Source organism: Chryseobacterium takakiae, assembly GCF_900129385.1.
GTDB classification, from domain to species: domain Bacteria; phylum Bacteroidota; class Bacteroidia; order Flavobacteriales; family Weeksellaceae; genus Chryseobacterium; species Chryseobacterium takakiae.
This window is the reverse complement of sequence record NZ_FQVO01000001.1, coordinates 119,452-135,826: the sequence shown is the minus strand read 5'-3', so window position 1 is coordinate 135,826 and position 16,375 is coordinate 119,452. Positions and strand designations below refer to the sequence as shown.

Annotated in this window: 17 protein-coding genes; 9 read left to right on the top strand and 8 right to left on the bottom strand. The window is 37.4% G+C overall.

From position 1 onward, the window contains the following. The first annotated feature begins 7 nt into the window (after positions 1-7). From bioD to BUA76_RS00645, 4 genes are all read left to right on the top strand, one after another. A complete protein-coding gene (gene bioD / locus BUA76_RS00660) occupies positions 8-655 on the top strand; it encodes a dethiobiotin synthase (protein ID WP_072882636.1) in 648 nt (215 codons plus the stop codon). Next, positions 652-1,650: a biotin synthase BioB gene (bioB, locus tag BUA76_RS00655; RefSeq protein WP_072882633.1), complete on the top strand. Its 999-nt coding sequence runs from the start codon at positions 652-654 to the stop codon at positions 1,648-1,650. The genes bioD and bioB overlap by 4 nt, the downstream gene beginning before the upstream one ends. 32 nt (positions 1,651-1,682) lie before the next feature. Beyond that, the gene (gene bioA / locus BUA76_RS00650) at positions 1,683-2,948 is read left to right on the top strand and encodes an adenosylmethionine--8-amino-7-oxononanoate transaminase (protein WP_072882631.1); all 1,266 of its coding nucleotides are present in this window, start codon (positions 1,683-1,685) and stop codon (positions 2,946-2,948) included. Positions 2,949-3,014: 66 nt separating this feature from the next. Continuing rightward, complete coding sequence (locus BUA76_RS00645) at positions 3,015-3,722, top strand: DUF421 domain-containing protein (protein ID WP_072882629.1); 708 nt, start codon at positions 3,015-3,017, stop codon at positions 3,720-3,722. A 141-nt stretch (positions 3,723-3,863) separates the two neighbouring features. Here the strand turns inward: BUA76_RS00645 and BUA76_RS19150 are convergent, their stop codons facing one another. The 4 genes from BUA76_RS19150 to BUA76_RS00630 form a co-directional block, all read right to left on the bottom strand. Then, a complete protein-coding gene (locus BUA76_RS19150; RefSeq protein WP_178337287.1) occupies positions 3,864-4,013 on the bottom strand; it encodes a hypothetical protein in 150 nt (49 codons plus the stop codon). A 445-nt stretch (positions 4,014-4,458) separates the two neighbouring features. Next, positions 4,459-5,265, bottom strand: a complete 807-nt coding sequence (locus BUA76_RS00640) for a ferritin-like domain-containing protein (RefSeq protein ID WP_072882627.1) — start codon at positions 5,263-5,265, stop codon at positions 4,459-4,461. A 25-nt stretch (positions 5,266-5,290) separates the two neighbouring features. Next, entirely contained in the window at positions 5,291-6,001 is a 711-nt protein-coding gene (locus BUA76_RS00635; protein WP_072882625.1) for a ferritin-like domain-containing protein, read from the bottom strand. 89 nt (positions 6,002-6,090) lie between these two features. After that, positions 6,091-6,660, bottom strand: coding sequence for a fasciclin domain-containing protein (locus BUA76_RS00630; protein ID WP_072882622.1), 570 nt, complete (start codon positions 6,658-6,660; stop codon positions 6,091-6,093). Between the two features lie 275 nt (positions 6,661-6,935). Here BUA76_RS00630 and BUA76_RS00625 point away from each other — a divergent pair, with 275 nt between their 5' ends. The 3 genes from BUA76_RS00625 to BUA76_RS00615 all read left to right on the top strand — a co-directional run bounded on the left by BUA76_RS00625 (position 6,936) and on the right by BUA76_RS00615 (position 9,392). Beyond that, positions 6,936-7,505, top strand: a complete 570-nt coding sequence (locus BUA76_RS00625) for an RNA polymerase sigma factor (RefSeq protein ID WP_228408433.1) — start codon at positions 6,936-6,938, stop codon at positions 7,503-7,505. A 1-nt stretch (position 7,506) separates the two neighbouring features. Next, on the top strand, positions 7,507-8,316 hold the full coding sequence (locus BUA76_RS00620; protein ID WP_072882620.1) for an anti-sigma factor: 810 nt from the start codon (positions 7,507-7,509) through the stop codon (positions 8,314-8,316). Positions 8,317-8,447: 131 nt separating this feature from the next. Continuing rightward, positions 8,448-9,392, top strand: a complete 945-nt coding sequence (locus tag BUA76_RS00615) for an aldo/keto reductase (RefSeq protein WP_072882618.1) — start codon at positions 8,448-8,450, stop codon at positions 9,390-9,392. A 449-nt stretch (positions 9,393-9,841) separates the two neighbouring features. On the opposite strand, the gene BUA76_RS00610 is transcribed toward BUA76_RS00615, so the two are convergent. Together BUA76_RS00610 and BUA76_RS00605 are read right to left on the bottom strand one after the other, a co-directional pair. Beyond that, complete coding sequence (locus BUA76_RS00610) at positions 9,842-11,686, bottom strand: chloride channel protein (protein WP_072882615.1); 1,845 nt, start codon at positions 11,684-11,686, stop codon at positions 9,842-9,844. A gap of 72 nt (positions 11,687-11,758) precedes the next feature. After that, positions 11,759-13,030, bottom strand: a complete 1,272-nt coding sequence (locus tag BUA76_RS00605) for an NAD(P)/FAD-dependent oxidoreductase (RefSeq protein ID WP_072882613.1) — start codon at positions 13,028-13,030, stop codon at positions 11,759-11,761. A 360-nt stretch (positions 13,031-13,390) separates the two neighbouring features. Between BUA76_RS00605 and BUA76_RS00600 the strand changes: the two genes are divergently transcribed. Beyond that, the gene (locus BUA76_RS00600) at positions 13,391-14,380 is read left to right on the top strand and encodes an aldo/keto reductase (protein ID WP_072882611.1); all 990 of its coding nucleotides are present in this window, start codon (positions 13,391-13,393) and stop codon (positions 14,378-14,380) included. A 165-nt stretch (positions 14,381-14,545) separates the two neighbouring features. Next, complete coding sequence (locus BUA76_RS00595; protein ID WP_072882609.1) at positions 14,546-15,112, top strand: OmpH/Skp family outer membrane protein; 567 nt, start codon at positions 14,546-14,548, stop codon at positions 15,110-15,112. 86 nt (positions 15,113-15,198) lie between these two features. On the opposite strand, the gene BUA76_RS19040 is transcribed toward BUA76_RS00595, so the two are convergent. Both BUA76_RS19040 and BUA76_RS00590 read right to left on the bottom strand, forming a co-directional pair. Then, positions 15,199-15,369: a lmo0937 family membrane protein gene (locus BUA76_RS19040; protein WP_143149831.1), complete on the bottom strand. Its 171-nt coding sequence runs from the start codon at positions 15,367-15,369 to the stop codon at positions 15,199-15,201. 125 nt (positions 15,370-15,494) lie between these two features. Further along, positions 15,495-16,292, bottom strand: coding sequence for a Cof-type HAD-IIB family hydrolase (locus tag BUA76_RS00590; protein ID WP_072882606.1), 798 nt, complete (start codon positions 16,290-16,292; stop codon positions 15,495-15,497). Positions 16,293-16,375: the final 83 nt, after the last annotated feature.

The window sequence follows — 16,375 nt, the reverse complement described above, 5'->3', positions numbered from 1 at the left end:
TTAAATTATGGATAGAATATCATCAAAAAAAGAGAATTCCGGACAAAAAAAAGTATTCATTACAGGAATCGGCACCGAAGTTGGAAAGACCGTGTGTTCTGCAATTCTAACGAAATATTTCAGTGCAGAATATTGGAAACCCGTACAATCAGGCGACCTCGATTTTTCTGACACCATGAAAATAAAAAGCTGGAGCGGAAAAAATACGATCTGCCATCCCGAAACATACCGTCTCAAACTGGCGGCATCACCGCATCAGTCGGCAAAGGAAGAAGAAATTAGCATTGATCTGAATGCTTTTAAACTTCCTGAAACCAATACTAATTTGATTATTGAAGGAGCTGGAGGTCTCATGGTTCCGCTAAATGATGAGTATTTTATCGTTGATCTGATGCAAAAGCTGAATATTCCCGCAGCTCTGGTTGTGAAAAACTATTTAGGGTGCATTAACCACACCTTATTATCGCTCATAACTTTAGAACAAAGAAAAATTAAATTACGATATATCATTCTGAACGGAAATTTTCCTCCGGACACAGAAAGGATCATTCTTAAAAATATTCAGCCGGAAACAGCCATCATCAAAATCCCTCATTTAGAAGAAATAACAACAGAAAATATAGAAACTGCTGTAAAACAATTAGAAATACTATGAAAGAACGTACACTTTTAAGAAACGACTGGACCCGGGAAGAAATAGAACAAATTTACAATCTCCCGCTTCTTGAGCTTGTCTACAAAGCCGCTACCGTACACCGCGAATGGCATAATCCCGAAGAAGTTCAGATGTCAACACTGCTGTCGATAAAAACGGGCGGTTGTCCGGAAGACTGTTCATACTGCGGACAGGCCGCAAGATATCATACCAATATTAAAGTCCAGGCTTTACTGCCGACAGAAAAGGTTATTGAACACGCTAAAAATGCAAAAGAAGGAGGTTCTTCAAGATTCTGTATGGCAGCAGCATGGCGGGAAGTGCGCAACAACCGTGATTTTGACCGTGTCATTGATATGGTGAAAGGAGTGAATGAATTGGGAATGGAAGTATGCTGTACTTTAGGAATGCTTACCGAAGAACAGGCAATCCGCCTGCAGGAAGCTGGTCTGTACGCTTACAACCACAATTTGGACACATCCGAACAGTATTACGAAGAGATTATCTCGACCCGAACTTTCGATAATAGGATCAATACCATTAATAATGTAAGAAAAGCCGGAATTACGGTATGTTCGGGAGGAATTATCGGATTGGGAGAAACGCATGGCGACAGGATTTCCATGCTTTTAACCCTTGCAACAATGCTAAAGCATCCGGAATCGGTTCCCATCAACGCACTGGCAAGAGTGAAGGGGACTCCTCTTGAAAATAATGAGAAAACCGATACCTGGGAAATGATAAGGATGATTGCCACCGCCAGAATTATCATGCCTTCTTCTATGGTTCGCCTCAGTGCAGGAAGAATCGAAATGACGGATTTTGAACAGGGTTGGTGCTTCATGGCAGGAGCGAATTCCATTTTTACAGGAGAAAGAGAAACTCTTTTGGTAACCCCAAATCCGGGAGTTTCAGAAGATTTGCAGCTTTTGAAAACATTAGGATTAAAGCCTATGGTCAAAGAAAAAAGCAATGTGCTAAAAAATGAAATATGAATGGTTAATTGTTAATTTTTTAAATAGTATTGATGAATTTATCTGAACGCGACAAAGCTGTCAACTGGCATCCTTACACTCAAATGAAAACAGCAGATGATATCATTCCAATTGTAAGAGGAGAGGGTATTTATCTTTTTGATGATCAGGGGAATAAATATATTGACGCGGTTTCTTCTTGGTGGGTAACGCTTCACGGCCACGCACATCCTCATATTGCTAAAAGAGTTTCGGAACAGCTGAATACTTTAGAGCAGGTCATTTTTGCAGGTTTTACCCATGAGCCGGCTGTACAGCTTTCCGAAAATCTACTGAAGCTTCTTCCTGAAAACCAAAAGAAAGTTTTTTATTCCGATAACGGTTCTACAGCAGTTGAAGTAGCTTTAAAAATGTGTATTCAATATGCATATAATCAAAAAAGCAAAAAGACAAAAATTCTTGCATTGAAGAATGCTTACCATGGAGACACTTTCGGAGCGATGTCAGTCAGCGGAAGAAGTGCGTGGACCCAACCTTTCAGCGAAATGCTTTTTGAAGTTGTCTTTATTGATGCTCCCACTTCGCAAAACCTTGACAGCTTAAAGGCATTTATAAAAAATATTTCGGATGAAATTGTATGCTTCATTTACGAGCCTCTAATCCAGGGCGCTGCAGGAATGTTAATGCATAAAGCAGAAGATCTTTCGGAATTAATGAAATTCTGCAGGGAACAGAACATTCTGATGATCCAGGATGAGGTGTTTACCGGTTTCGGAAGAACAGGAAAACTATTTGCAGCAAACCACCTTTCTGAACAGCCCGACATTATGTGTTTTTCTAAAGGTCTTACAGGCGGTACTATGCCGATGGGTATTACCACCTGTTCACAGGAGATTTTTGATGCTTTTTTATCAGAAGATCAGTACAAAACATTGTTTCACGGACATTCTTTCACTGCCAATCCAATAGCCTGTACAGCAGCTATCGCCAGCATGGAGCTTTTATTAAAAGAAGAAACATTGCAAAGTATTGATCTTATCGCTGAAAAACATTCCGGATTTGTAAAGATACTGGAACACCATCCAAAGGTTCAGAATGTAAGACAAACAGGAACAATTCTGGCATGGGAAATTATCACAAGCCACCAGACTTCTTATTTTAATAATGTTGGAAAATTATTGTATAAAGAATTTCTGAAAAGAGGAGTTATATTACGGCCGCTGGGAAATGTAATGTATCTCGTCCCTCCTTATTGTATTACCAGTGAAGAACTGGACTTTATCTATCATCAAATCACTGACGTTCTGGATCAATTTTAATATCAGACAAGAAAATCATATGCCGGCTTGGCGCATTATTTGAATTTTCAGAGCAAATCTATCAATATGCTATCTGTATTTCTATTACAATTCGACTGGAAAGAACTTCTTTTGGGAACAGAGGAATGGTCTTTTCTGCTGGAGATTACTCTCAGGACGATCATTATGTTTATAACAATTATTATCGGACTTAGGGTGCTCGGAAAGAGGGGCGTTAAGCAGCTTTCGCTTTTTGAGCTGGTGGTAATTATCGGTCTTGGTTCTGCGGCAGGAGATCCTATGTTTTACAGAGAAGTAGGGATTGTATCTTCAATTCTCGTGTTTGTGCTGATTGTTTTAATGTACACATTAGTAACCTATCTTATCGGGAAAAGCAAAAAATTTGAAACCCTGCTGGAAGGGAAATCAATATGCCTGATCGAAGACGGAGAATTTTCCATTGAAAACTTTAAAAAAGAAAACTTAGGAAGTGATGAGTTTTTTGCTGAGCTCAGGTTAAAAGGCGTGTCACAGCTTGGACAAATAGACCAGGCTATTGAAGAAGTTTCCGGTGAAATCAGTGTTTTTTATTTTGAAGATGAAAAAGTAAAATACGGACTCTCTATTATGCCGGATTCTCTAAAAGATTCGGTAAAATATATAAAAGAAGAAGGGTATTACGCATGTACTTTTTGTGGCCACACGGAAAAAAAACAAACAGGAAACGGAGGAAACTGCCCGAAATGCAAAAAAGATAAATGGGTGAAGGCAAGCAACAGAAAACGTATTACATAAAAAAGGCTCCTTACGGAGCCTAAAAAAACACAAATGATGAAAAAAAATTATTTCGATTCACAAATATAGTAAAATTTTACCTAAGTCAAAACTTAATTTCAACTTATTTCTAAAATTACCCTATAACAATTATTGCTTATGTTATCCTGCATTCAGCTTTTGTGAGGTGGTACAAAAACCAATTGCCAGCAGTGCCAAAATACTTACAGCAAAGATCTTTGCTGCTTTTTTAATTCCCTCTCCGGTATCTAAATTATGATTCGGAATATAAGGATTTGCTAATGTTTTCATAGATTAAAGTTACAAAAATCATATCCTATTCCCAAATCATTGGTACTATTATTCATTATATGATTCCGGTCATAAAATAGCTATTCCTGACTTATTATTTTTGGATCCGAAATATTTCATATTTCAAGTTTTAAAAGGCAAACAAACTTCTCTCTAAAGAGGAGTTTTTTTATTAATGTTTGATAGTTTTACCTTGATTCTAAATTATATAGACTTTTGTTTATTTTTCAAATTAGCATAAAGAATTTAAGCAAGTTAAATAGACTATAATTGAGAAATCAATAAATAATTCTTTATTAATTTTATCAAGCTTAGGAGTTTAATGTCTTATTGGTAAAAAATAAATTCAAATTTAAACAGGCTCTAAGTCTCAGAAAAGTTTTAACCTAAAAAATCCCCCTCCCGAAAAGGAAAGGGGACCACACCTAATAGTAAGAAATTTGCTTTAAACAATAAACAAAGATGCAATTGTCTGAGCATCACTTCCCGTTAAAATTTCATCATAAGCCGCAGAACCTGCCGCAGCTCCGAAAGCTGTAGCTGTATTGTATCCGGCTTGAGTTGTATTTTGCTCTCCTGCATAAACAGGGTTTGTTGCTGCCGGCATATTTCCACCGTCGGCCAATTCTATCCAGCCTTTATTTGCTCTCATTCTTCTTACCTGTGATGCATGTCTTGCTTCTACGGAGTGGATTTGTAAAGCCGCCTGCAATACAGTTTTGTTACTCATCACATTTCCTGCCTGCCCTTTGTAAGCCCGAACTCCGGTGTCTTCAAAAGCCTGGGCCAATATTAAAAACTGACTGTAATCTGTAAAAGGAGCAAAAGCACCTCCTGCCGTAAAATCAAAAGTAGGTTTTGCGCCCGGCGTAACTCCTAGCGAAGTTAGGGTGTTTTTAAGGAAAGTGACATGCGCAGACTCATGTTTGGCAATTTGCATAAAAACGGGTCTGTCCGCATTGGAAATTAAACCTGCCGTAGAGAGTCCGATTGCATAATATTCGTTTTCAAGATATTCCAACACTAAAGCCAACTGTAGTGCATCTGTTAAAGTATTTTTATAGGTGTTTCCACCGGTAAGGCCAGCTGCTTTTGCAGTGGTAGTCATCAACGCGCCCAAACCCAGCGGGACAGCAGCAACCGCAGCCTTTTTCCCGAATGCGGAAATGCTTGTAAGAGTTTCTAATCTTGACGCTTCTTTGCTGAAAAATTTATCGTCAGAAAGTTTATCCAGTAATTTAAGAATGTTCATAATGTAATTTTTTTGAAGTGAATAATTAACCGATTCCCTGTTCTTTCCATGTGAAAGGTGTTTTTATAAATCCTCCCGCTGCCATAACGATATCTTTAGGCTCTTTAGCAAGATCAAGTCCGTTGCTATCGATGATGTCATCGCCTGAAAATGCAGCCGTTCCGGGATTGATAATATTCCTGATCGCTGAAGCATGTCTTGCTTCTACCGATACAATTTTCCCTGCAATTACCAGGTAATCTGCATTTGTGATATACTTTCCGGCACCGTTATACGCTGCAACGCCTGTATCTTCCAATGCTTTTGCAGTAGCCAATACAGAGTTTCTGTCGTTAAAATTCACATTCGGGTACTGGAATTCCAGGGTCGGTAAAACGTTGGAAGTAGCTCCGCTGATTGCTGCTTTGAAAAAATCACGGTGTATTACTTCGTGATGATAGAGATCAGTAAATAGTTCTTTTTCTGCGTTTGAAATTCCGGAATAAAAATTATTCACCACTTTTGTATAAAAGTCCGCCTCAAGTTGCTCAAGAGCATACGCATAGTTCAGAACGCCCACATCGCCTTTGCCAAGGTCAAAGACATTGGTCTGCATGAAGTCGTAACCTTCGTTGTCTTCACAGCCGATCAGTGTAAGTCCGGCCATTGCCAGACCTATGCCGCTCAGCTTCAAAAAATTTCTTCTGCCTGTATCTAGGGTTGCTCCCTGATTAGACACATTAATCGTTTTTTTCATAATATTATAGGTTTAAGTGTTATTGATTTGTTTTAAAAAAGAGAATAAAAAAACAGCATAACAAGTATGCTGTTTGACAACTAACACCACTACGGCATCAAAACCGTGTCTATTACGTGAATCACTCCGTTTGACTGATTAACATCAGCTATCGTAACTTTTGCATCATTTCCTTTAGCATCTCTCACATAAAGGTCTTTCCCTTTCACCCAGAATGTAAGCTCTTCACCTTCTACTGTCTTCATCATACTTTTCCCGTTTCCTGCCTTTACGGCTGCCCAGATTTCTTTTGCGTTGTATTTGCCCGGTAAAACGTGATAGGTAAGAATTTTTGTAAGCATTGCTTTATTTTCCGGCTTTACAAGGTTTTCAACTGTTCCTTTCGGCAGCTTTGCGAAAGCGGCATCAGTAGGAGCCAAAACAGTGAAAGGACCTTCTCCTTGTAACGTTTCTACAAGACCTGCAGCTTTTACGGCTGCCACCAATGTTTTATGGTCTTTCGAGTTTACGGCATTTTCAATAATGTTTTTGGAAGGATACATTGCTGCTCCACCCACCATTACGGTTTTTTCTTTCATACTCTGTGCCGACATGTTACCAGCGAATGCGAATGATAATACCATCATTCCGAAAACTGCGATTTTTGATTTAGTGTTCATTTTTTGATTTTTAAGTTAATATGTATTTGAATAAATCTTTATCTAAAACCATTTACGAGACTGGTTTTATTTTAGATTTAGAAAATGTAAAATAATTTATAACTTTCTAAAAATCAATACATTATTTTCTTAAATTTATAAGACATCCTATTTTTATTATTAAATTTAAAATAGTATATGATTATATTCAAACATTATTAAACAAATGATTAATTTTATTGTGTATTTAAAAGATGGTGTGAGTATTGCTTATTATCTGTTTTATTTTATTACATTTGAAAACAAAAATATTCGCTATTAAAACACAGTATTCGGAAGAACAGCTGATCATGTCACTAAAAGACAGAAACGAAAATGGTTTTCATTATTTGTATGACCATTATTCCGGCGCACTATATGGTGTCATCCTCCGAATCGTTCAATCGAAAGACTATACCGAAGAAATCATTCAGGATGTTTTTGTGAAAATCTGGAATTCTATCCATCAGTACGATTCATCGAAAGGAAGGTTTTATACCTGGATGATCAATATTGCCAGAAACACTGCTATCGATTATTTAAAATCAAAAAGCTTTCAGAACGAGCTCAAAAACCAACCCCTGCCGGATTTCGTATATAATTCTGCGGAACTTTCCACAACAAACAATTCTTCTGATTTTATCGGATTTAATAATGTGCTGGAAAGCCTGGAAACCGACAAGAAGGAGCTTATCGATCTGGCCTACTATCAAGGATATACCCAGAACGAAATATCTGAAAAACTGAAAATCCCCCTGGGAACAGTAAAAACAAAAATGAGGAACGCCCTGATGAAATTAAAAGATTTGTTAAAAGATTATCAATAAATTGAACACGAAAGAATACATATCATCCGGAATTATAGAATCTTATATTCTAGGTCTTGCTTCTCCCGAGGAGGCAGGTATTTTGGAGTGTGTGATGAAGAATAATGCTGAAGTGAAAGCGGCTTTTGAAGAAGCGCAGAAAACATTGGAAGATCTGGCAACCGTACAGGCTGTTACACCTCCCGATGATCTCCGGGCTAAGATCTGGAACAAAATTCAGCAGGAACAGAATGTCGAAGAATTATCACCTGTTGCCTCTGCGGATATTCCTGCAGCCCAACCTCAGGAAGAAATAGGAATTCAGAGAAACAGTAAGTGGAAAGCATTTGCCATTGCGGCGTCAGTTTTATTCCTATTAAGTGTTACAGGGAATATTTTCTGGATGAACAATCAGGCGGTAACCCAACAGGAAATCGCCAGAATGAGCACGGAAAAGAAAAATCAGGACCTGGCGATGCAAAAAATGAATCAGAAAATGGAAATGATTTCCAATCCTGATATGAAGATGGTCATGCTGAAAGGCGTTGAGAAACATACGGATTCCAAAGCAATGGTTTTCTGGGACACCAAAACAAAAGCGGTCTATCTGAACGCCGAAAAACTGCCTAAAGCACCGGAAGGAATGCAATACCAACTTTGGGCAATTGAAGACGGAAAACCGGTAAACGCCGGAATGTATACCGAAGAAAAAGACAGCAAAACAGCACTCGCCAACATACCGAAAGCACAGGCTTTTGCCATTACGCTCGAGAAACAGGGTGGAAGTGCAGTACCCACGATGGAAAATATGTATGTAATGGGAGAAATCTAAAAATACTTCAACAGAAAAATATAGAAAGATCAGCAATTGGCTGGTCTTTTTTATTATACAAAATGTAAAATTTATAAGCTTTTTGGTATGAAATTCTCTGTTAAAAGCTGGTAACCAACCATCAATTAATTATGGAAAAGCGGACAATTAAAAATACAGATTTACAGATTACGCCTGTTAATTTCGGGGGAAATGTTTTTGGGTGGACCCTGGATGAAAAACAGTCATTTGATATTCTGGACAAATTTACAGGTGAAGGTTTTAACTTCATAGACACGGCGGACACTTATTCCTGGTGGGTAAATGGGAAAGGAGGGCAATCTGAGGAAATTATCGGAAAGTGGATGAAAAGCCGCGGAAAAAGAAATGATCTTGTCATTGCTACAAAAGTAGGCTCCGAAACAAAAGAACATGGATTTGATATCAGCAGGAAGCATATTTTAAAATCAGTCGATGAGTCTTTACAGCGGCTGCAGACTGATCATATTGATTTATATTATACCCATTTTGATGATAAAACCACGCCCGTAGAAGAAACCCTTCAGGCTTATGATGAAATTATAAAAGCTGGTAAAGTGCGGTATATCGCTGCTTCCAACATTTCACCTGAAAGATTGAAAGCTTCCTTTGAAGCTGCGGAAAAGAATAATCTTCCAAAATATGCTGCGTTGCAGCCGCATTATAATTTAATGGAAAGAGAAGGCTTTGAAAAAAATTATGCTCCTTTGGCTAAAGAATTCGGATTGAGTGTATTTCCTTACTGGTCGCTGGCTTCAGGCTTTTTAACGGGAAAATACCGGAGTGAAGATGATTTGTCTAAAAGCCAGAGAGGAGAGGGAGCCAGAAAATACCTGAATGATAAAGGTATGGGAGTCTTAAAAGCATTGGATGAAATCGGTGCAAAATACAATGCCAAACCGGCCACTGTTGCATTAGCATGGTTACTTGCACACCCTTTAGTTACCGCGCCGATTGTAAGTGCAACCAGCGAATCTCAATTGGAAACCTTATTTGCAGCACCAAAGCTTCAACTGGAAAAAGAAGATCTCGATCTGCTGAACACAGCGAGCAAATAAATTGAATATTTTCATAATAAAAGCCGTTCATCAATTATTGAACGGCTTTTACTTTATTTAAAATCGTGCTTAAACTTTTAGACAAGTCATAAACGACAGTACTAACCTTCTATTCAAAATGTTTATTATAAAAGTAAGATCAAAATGGTTGAAGAGTCATCTAATTTTACTCAATGAATTTTATAACTTTTCTTAATTTTCTAAATTAAAATAAACTTTGTTTATTCTTAAATTAATAATAAGAATTTCAATAACCTTGACCGACTATGATAAGAAATGAATACATTAATTTTATTAAGTATTTAACCTAAACCTCTTAATTTTCTTAATGTTAAAAATAAATTTAAATGCAAACAGACTTTAAAATCTTCGATTTTTATTCTTTTCTTTGGCGGTTAATTCTGAATTAGTTAAACAGGTTTAAAATTTAAATTTATTAAGATACACTACTATTCCGAATATTCTTTTAACAGCTGCCTGTAACTCATTAAAATGGTTGATTTTGAAATAAAGCCGATAAACTTATTCTGAGAATCAACCACCGGCAAATTCCAGACACCCGTATCGTCAAAAGTCTGAAGAATATCCAGAGGCTGATTTTCAGGATGAATGACTGCAGGAGGAGCTTTCATGATCTGGCTGATGGATACTGAAATATTGTCACTGGCAAAAAGGTACGGCCGAATATCGTCCAGGGTAAGAATGCCACGGAGTGTTTTATCATCATTTACCACAGCGAAAATATTCTTATTGCTGTTTTTTACTTTTTCAAATAGTTCTGTTATCGGTGCATTTTCATTAATAACTTGGGAATAACGGTCTATAAAATCTTCCGTTCTTAGCGAAAATAGGATATTTTTGTCATGCTTGTTGGTGAAAATTTTTCCCTGGTCCGCCAGAGATTTCAGTTCCGGGGAAATTGGGGAGAACCATTTTGCAATCAGATAAGAAATAATAGAAACAATCATCAGCGGGATAAAAAGATCATACCCGAAGCTGGATTCTGCAATCAGGAAAATGGCAGTAAGCGGAGCATACATCACGCCGGCCATCGCTCCGGCCATACCTACCAAAACAAGATTCGTTACCGGTACATCCGGAAGCCCGATCTGTTGGCAGATTAATGCAAATAAATAACCTACGGTACCTCCGGCAAAAAGGGAAGGAGCAAAATTACCTCCGTTTCCGCCACTAAAAATCGTAAATGAAGTTGCAAATGCTTTCAGTAATAAAACGAGAATTAAGAAGACAATAATGGTAAAATTACCAATCTCAAAATATCTGAAAAGACTGTTTTCAATAATTCTGTGCATATCTCCGTTGGTAAAAGCTTTTACTGTTTCATAGCCTTCCCCGAATAAAGGCGGAAAAAGCACACACAACAGCGAGAGAACCGCACCGCCGAACATTGCTTTACGAAGTCTCGACATGTTTAGCTTTTTAATAAAATGCTCAACCTTCTGGGAAATAACTACAAAATATCTTGCGTATAAACCGGTTACAATTCCCAGAATAAGATAGTAAGGAACATTTTTATAATTAAAGGCTTCGCGTGTATAAAACCTGAACAGAACATCTTCCTGCAATAAAATCCTTGACAACAAACTGCCGCAAACCGCAGCCACAACAAGCGGAATAAAATCCGTAAAGACAACTCCCGTCAGCAGAATCTCAAATGCAAACATAATCCCCGCAATCGGAGCATTAAAAGCAGAAGCAATCCCGGCTGTAGCACCTGCTGCCAGTAACAAAGTTCTTTCTTTATAGCTGAGCCGGTAGGTCTGCGCAAAGTTTGATCCGATGGCTGCACCGGTTACCGCAATAGGACTCTCCAGTCCGGCAGAACCTCCCAAACCAACCGTTACTGCACTCTGTACAATCTGCGAATACATTTTAACGGAGGAAACAATACTTGAGTTTTGCGCTATTTCATAGAGAATTGCACCAATTCCTTTTCTGTCCTGACCTTTAAAGATTGTCAAAACAATACTAGCCGTTAAAACAATTCCCAGAAAAGGAAAAATAATATAGAAAAGAATCTGATATTCAAAGTGAACTTCCGTGGTAATAAAATGATGGATGGCATGCACCAGTGATTTCAGCAAAACACCGGCAAGACCCGCAGTACATCCCACTAAAATTCCCGAAAGCACCAGAAACTGATTTCTGCTTAATCTGTTGTTGAGCCAATGAAGAATGAGTTCGTAGCTGCGTGCTTTTTCAAGCCCGTATTTTTGAAAGTCTCTTTTGAACTTTAAAAAGCTCAGAAACTTTTTCTTCTGATGAATATTCACTTTTGAGATTTTATACTGTAAAAGAATATTTACAGTTCCGTAAATTTATGAAATATATCATGAATAATAAAATTACTTCTGTCCAGTAGTATCTCTTTTTGGTCTCAAAATTAAACGTATTGAAGGATTGTTGGTGATAAAAAGCCGCATCCAGTTGAATGCCAGACGTACTTTACTGCTGAAGCTTACCAAAGGAATAATGTGGATAAACAACCATGTAAGCCACGCCAAGAAACCTTTAAATGAAAATTTAGGCAAATCAACCACCGCATTGAATTTGGATATAATCGCCATACTTCCTTTATCATTATATTTAAAAGGAACCAGAACTTTTTCATCTTCAATTCTTTTAAAATTCTTTCCTAAATTTTTAGCATGCTGAATCGCGACCTGTGCCAGCTGAGGGTGTCCTTTCGGATATTTTTCTTCGGTAAGTTGTAAGGCAATATCCCCTAAAGCAAAAATATTGGCTGTTGCGTTCACTTTATTATAAGCATCTACCAGCAGCCTTCTTCCTTTTCCAATGCTTTCTTCAGGTAGTCCGGGAACTTCTCTTCCGACCACCCCGGAAGTCCAGATCAGGGTTTCCGTTTCAATAACCTGCCCGTCTCCGAGTATTACTTTGCAATCTTTATAATCTTTAACTGCCGTATTAAGGATAATTTTTACGCCCAGTTTTTTAAGTCTTTCATACGCCGCTTCCTGAGCCATTTTGCTCATCGGCGAAAGAAGAGTAGGTAAGGCATCAATAAGATAGATATTGGAAAGTCCCAGCTTTATTTCCGGATATTCTTTTTCTGCAATGTAGGTTCCCATTTCCGCGATCATCCCTGCAAGCTCCACACCAGTAGGGCCTCCGCCGGCAATCACAATATTCTGAAGTTTCTGTGCTTCTTTTACATTCTTATTCCTTGCAGCTTCTTCAAGAGTTAGAAGCATGTGATTTCTCAGGTATAATGCTTCATCAATGGTTTTCATGGGTAAGGCACATCGTTTTACATTTTCCATTCCGAAGAAATTGGATTCTGTTCCCAAAGCTAAAACAAGATAATCATATTTTAAAGTACCGTTGTCGGTTTCAAGCATATTATGTTCATGATCCACTTTTACCAGATTTCCCATGTGGAAATTCACATTTTTATAGTTTGAAATTAATTTTCTGAAAGGATAGCTGATATTGGAGGCTTCAATAAATGAAGTTGCCACCTGATAGATCAATGGCGGAAAGAAATGATAATTGTTCTTATCAACCAATGTAATTCTGAAACGGCTGTCATTCACCAACGATTTAATAAGGTTGATCCCTGCGAATCCTCCTCCGACGATAACGATATGTTTTTTCATAAATTTATATTGAAATGGTGCCTGAACCAGTCCAATAATAAAGCCAAAAAATTAGTCTGTGGTATCCATTTACGAAGGATTACCGTCTGATACAGCTGAAAATTTTTACTGCTATTTTAAACATCCTTCAAATATATATATAAAACACTGATATACAACCTTTAACAATCATTTACTTAAATATATCAGGTTGATGTTTAAAAATTTATCCGGATAAATCTTGCAAATCATATTGATGAATTTTTCCGGCTCGAAATCTGAACAGAAATATCATGCAAATAATTTCAGAAAAGCAAGGTTCAGAAAAGCAAATGCACGATGTTTGTATCTGTTAGTTCACCAATCATTAAATATTCATATATGAAATCAGACATTTTAACGGAAAAACACAGGCTGGGATTAGGCGGTGTGGCAATCGGAACTGCTTTTGAAGCCCTTACGGACGGACAGTCTTATGAAGTACTTCAGAAAGCATGGGATCTCGGAATACGTTATTACGATACATCGCCATGGTATGGCCTTACAAAAAGTGAAAGACGATTCGGGAATTATCTTCACGGTCAAAACAGGGAAGAATTTCTACTTTCTACCAAAGTCGGAAGATTATTCGTAGAAGTTCCTGAAGATGAAGTTCCGCCAACAATGTGGCAGGATCCTCTGAATTTCGATTTTGAACATAATTATACTGCAGATGCCATCAAAAGATCTATTGAAGAAAGCCTGGAGAGATTGCGATTGAATCATATTGATATTGTCTACGTTCATGATCTTTTCGAAGACCAGGTGGGCGACCGATATCCATATTTCCTGAAACAGGCGAGGGAAGGGGCATTCAAAGTGTTGTCGGAACTAAGATCTCAGGGTGTCATTAAAGCATGGGGAATGGGTGTTAACAAAATAGAACCTATCCTGGATTGTCTTGATTCTGCAGATCCTGATATTTGCCTTTCAGCTACCCAATATTCTATTTTAGAACACGAAGATGCGGTAGACAGGCTGCTTCCGGCAGTAAAAAAAGCGGGTGTCAGACTTGTTTCGGGAGCAGGTTACAATTCAGGATTTGTAACCGGAAGACCGAGATATAATTATAAGGATGTTATTCCTAAAGGAATGACCGAAAAACGTGACCGGATTTCAGCAATTGCCCAAAGATACGATATCGATATTGTGGATGCAGCACTTCAGTTTGTTCTGGCTGCGGAAGAATTTGCTTCAATTATTCCGGGAGCAAGCAAACCCGAACAGGTAGAAGATAATGTAAATGCTCTTCAAAAAAAGATACCTTCAGATTTTTGGCAGGAGCTGCAATCGGAAGGATTGATTTATGAAAAGGCACAGGTTCCTGGTTAACAATAAGTCTCCTTGAAGGAGGCTTTTTCTTTTAAAAACATCATGAAAACAATAGTTTAGCCTAATGAAATTTAAATTTGGCTAAACTTTTTTATTATCACTAATCAAGTAGTTATATTTAAGTATATTTGCTGTTCATTTTAAAAAATAATTTAAATATATACAATGAAAAAGTTAATTATAGCATTTTCCTTAGCTACAGGACTTTTCCTGACCTCCAATTTTGCGCAGGCTCAACAGAAAATCGGGCATGTAAATTCTGATGATATCTTTGATAATTTGTCTGAAACAAAAGCAGCAGAAGCTTCACTGGATACTTTTACAAAAACAAAGCAGACTGAAATAGAAAAGCTGATCAGTACTTACGAAACCAAACTGAAAGCAGGCCAGGAAAAAGAAAAAACAATGACAGAAGCGAATAAAGCCGCATTGATTAAAGAACTTTCTGCCACACAAACCGAGCTTGAAGCATTAGGAAAAAATATTGAAGATGCCAGAGTGAAAGCAGCACAGGATATTTCAAAAAAACAAACTGAACTGTTCACACCTATTCAGAAGAAAGTTGCCACCATGATTGCTACCGTAGCAAAAGAAAAAGGTCTTGCCTATGTATTTGATATTGCAGCTTCCCAGGGTAACAGCAATATTGCATATATTGATGGCGGCGAAGATATCACACCTGCTGTAAAATCTAAATTAGGAGCAGCCTCTGTAAAGCCTGCCGGCAAATAACAATTCAATTATCATAATAAAAAAGCTGGAAATTAAGAAGTTGTACCTTCCTATTTCCAGCTTTTTATTTTCATTTTTTAGCAAATCTAATCGAGGGGTCTCCTTCCTGATATAAGATTGTAAAGAACTACAATAATTGCAATAACAAGCAATATGTGAACTAAATATCCTGTATCCATTCCAGGTACGACACCCAACATTCCTAAAAGCCACACCACTATACAGATAACTGCGACTAACCATAATATACTTCTCATAACTAAATATTTTAAGTGATTCGGTTAACTATATACACATATTGTGCCTTTTTATAAAGAATCTGTTAAAAATATATACCACAAAAAGTAAAAAGTTATATAAATCCCCGTCAAATAATTTAAATTCAGAGAACTCCAAAATGAATCAGGGCAGATTCAATACCATGATTGTCAACATCTTCAGTTACGTAATCTGCTATCTTCTTGACATCATCATTGGCATTCCCCATGGCAACGCCAATTTGCGTGAATTTCAGCATGGCGATATCATTTCCACCATCCCCAAAAGACATGGTCTCCGAGGTATCAATATTGAAATAATCGCAAAAATGTTGGATTCCGGTGCTTTTAGTTATCCCACCATGATTTACATCCGCAAACAAAGGGCTCCATCGTGATGCTGAAGAATTAGGCATAATCTTTTCCATAAACGCTTTTTCATCCTCCTTTTCCAGAAAAATATTAGCCTGAAGTACATGATCCATATCAATATTTTCTTTATCATGAACAGGCGGAACGGGAAGATTGACATGAGCATACATTCCTACAACTTCCGGTGCGGCATCGTTGATTTCTACTTTATCTTCGTACATCAATGAATAGCTTAAAGGAAAATCTTCTGAATACTTAACAAGATTCTTTATATCAGAAGAATCTATAAAAGTTTTATACATTACTTTTCCTTCTGTAGTAATGCAGTAACTTCCGTTGAAGGTAATAAATCCGTCAAAAGTAATATGCCTGATATGATCTAAAGAATTAATGGAGCGTCCGGTGGCAACAATTACTTTTATTCCTTTTTCGCGAAGACTTTGTATGGCTTTATGCGTAGATTCCGGGATTGTATTGGTTTTGAAACTGATTAATGTGCCGTCAATATCAAGAAATACGGCTTTTATATTCGGTTTTTTTAATATGCTCATATTGGGTTTTGTGAATTAAGTACAAAAATAATCACAAAAAATTATAATTCCTTTTAATTAGGATGAATTTATAAACATTATTA

Coding starts and splice junctions, on each gene's coding strand:
- bioD (WP_072882636.1), top strand. CDS start 8: ATGGATAGAATATCATCAAAAAAAGAGAATTCCGGACAAAAAAAAGTA.
- bioB (WP_072882633.1), top strand. CDS start 652: ATGAAAGAACGTACACTTTTAAGAAACGACTGGACCCGGGAAGAAATA.
- bioA (WP_072882631.1), top strand. CDS start 1,683: ATGAATTTATCTGAACGCGACAAAGCTGTCAACTGGCATCCTTACACT.
- BUA76_RS00645 (WP_072882629.1), top strand. CDS start 3,015: ATGCTATCTGTATTTCTATTACAATTCGACTGGAAAGAACTTCTTTTG.
- BUA76_RS19150 (WP_178337287.1), bottom strand. CDS start 4,013: ATGAAAACATTAGCAAATCCTTATATTCCGAATCATAATTTAGATACC.
- BUA76_RS00640 (WP_072882627.1), bottom strand. CDS start 5,265: ATGAACATTCTTAAATTACTGGATAAACTTTCTGACGATAAATTTTTC.
- BUA76_RS00635 (WP_072882625.1), bottom strand. CDS start 6,001: ATGAAAAAAACGATTAATGTGTCTAATCAGGGAGCAACCCTAGATACA.
- BUA76_RS00630 (WP_072882622.1), bottom strand. CDS start 6,660: ATGAACACTAAATCAAAAATCGCAGTTTTCGGAATGATGGTATTATCA.
- BUA76_RS00615 (WP_072882618.1), top strand. CDS start 8,448: ATGGAAAAGCGGACAATTAAAAATACAGATTTACAGATTACGCCTGTT.
- BUA76_RS00605 (WP_072882613.1), bottom strand. CDS start 13,030: ATGAAAAAACATATCGTTATCGTCGGAGGAGGATTCGCAGGGATCAAC.
- BUA76_RS00600 (WP_072882611.1), top strand. CDS start 13,391: ATGAAATCAGACATTTTAACGGAAAAACACAGGCTGGGATTAGGCGGT.
- BUA76_RS00595 (WP_072882609.1), top strand. CDS start 14,546: ATGAAAAAGTTAATTATAGCATTTTCCTTAGCTACAGGACTTTTCCTG.
- BUA76_RS19040 (WP_143149831.1), bottom strand. CDS start 15,369: ATGAGAAGTATATTATGGTTAGTCGCAGTTATCTGTATAGTGGTGTGG.
- BUA76_RS00590 (WP_072882606.1), bottom strand. CDS start 16,292: ATGAGCATATTAAAAAAACCGAATATAAAAGCCGTATTTCTTGATATT.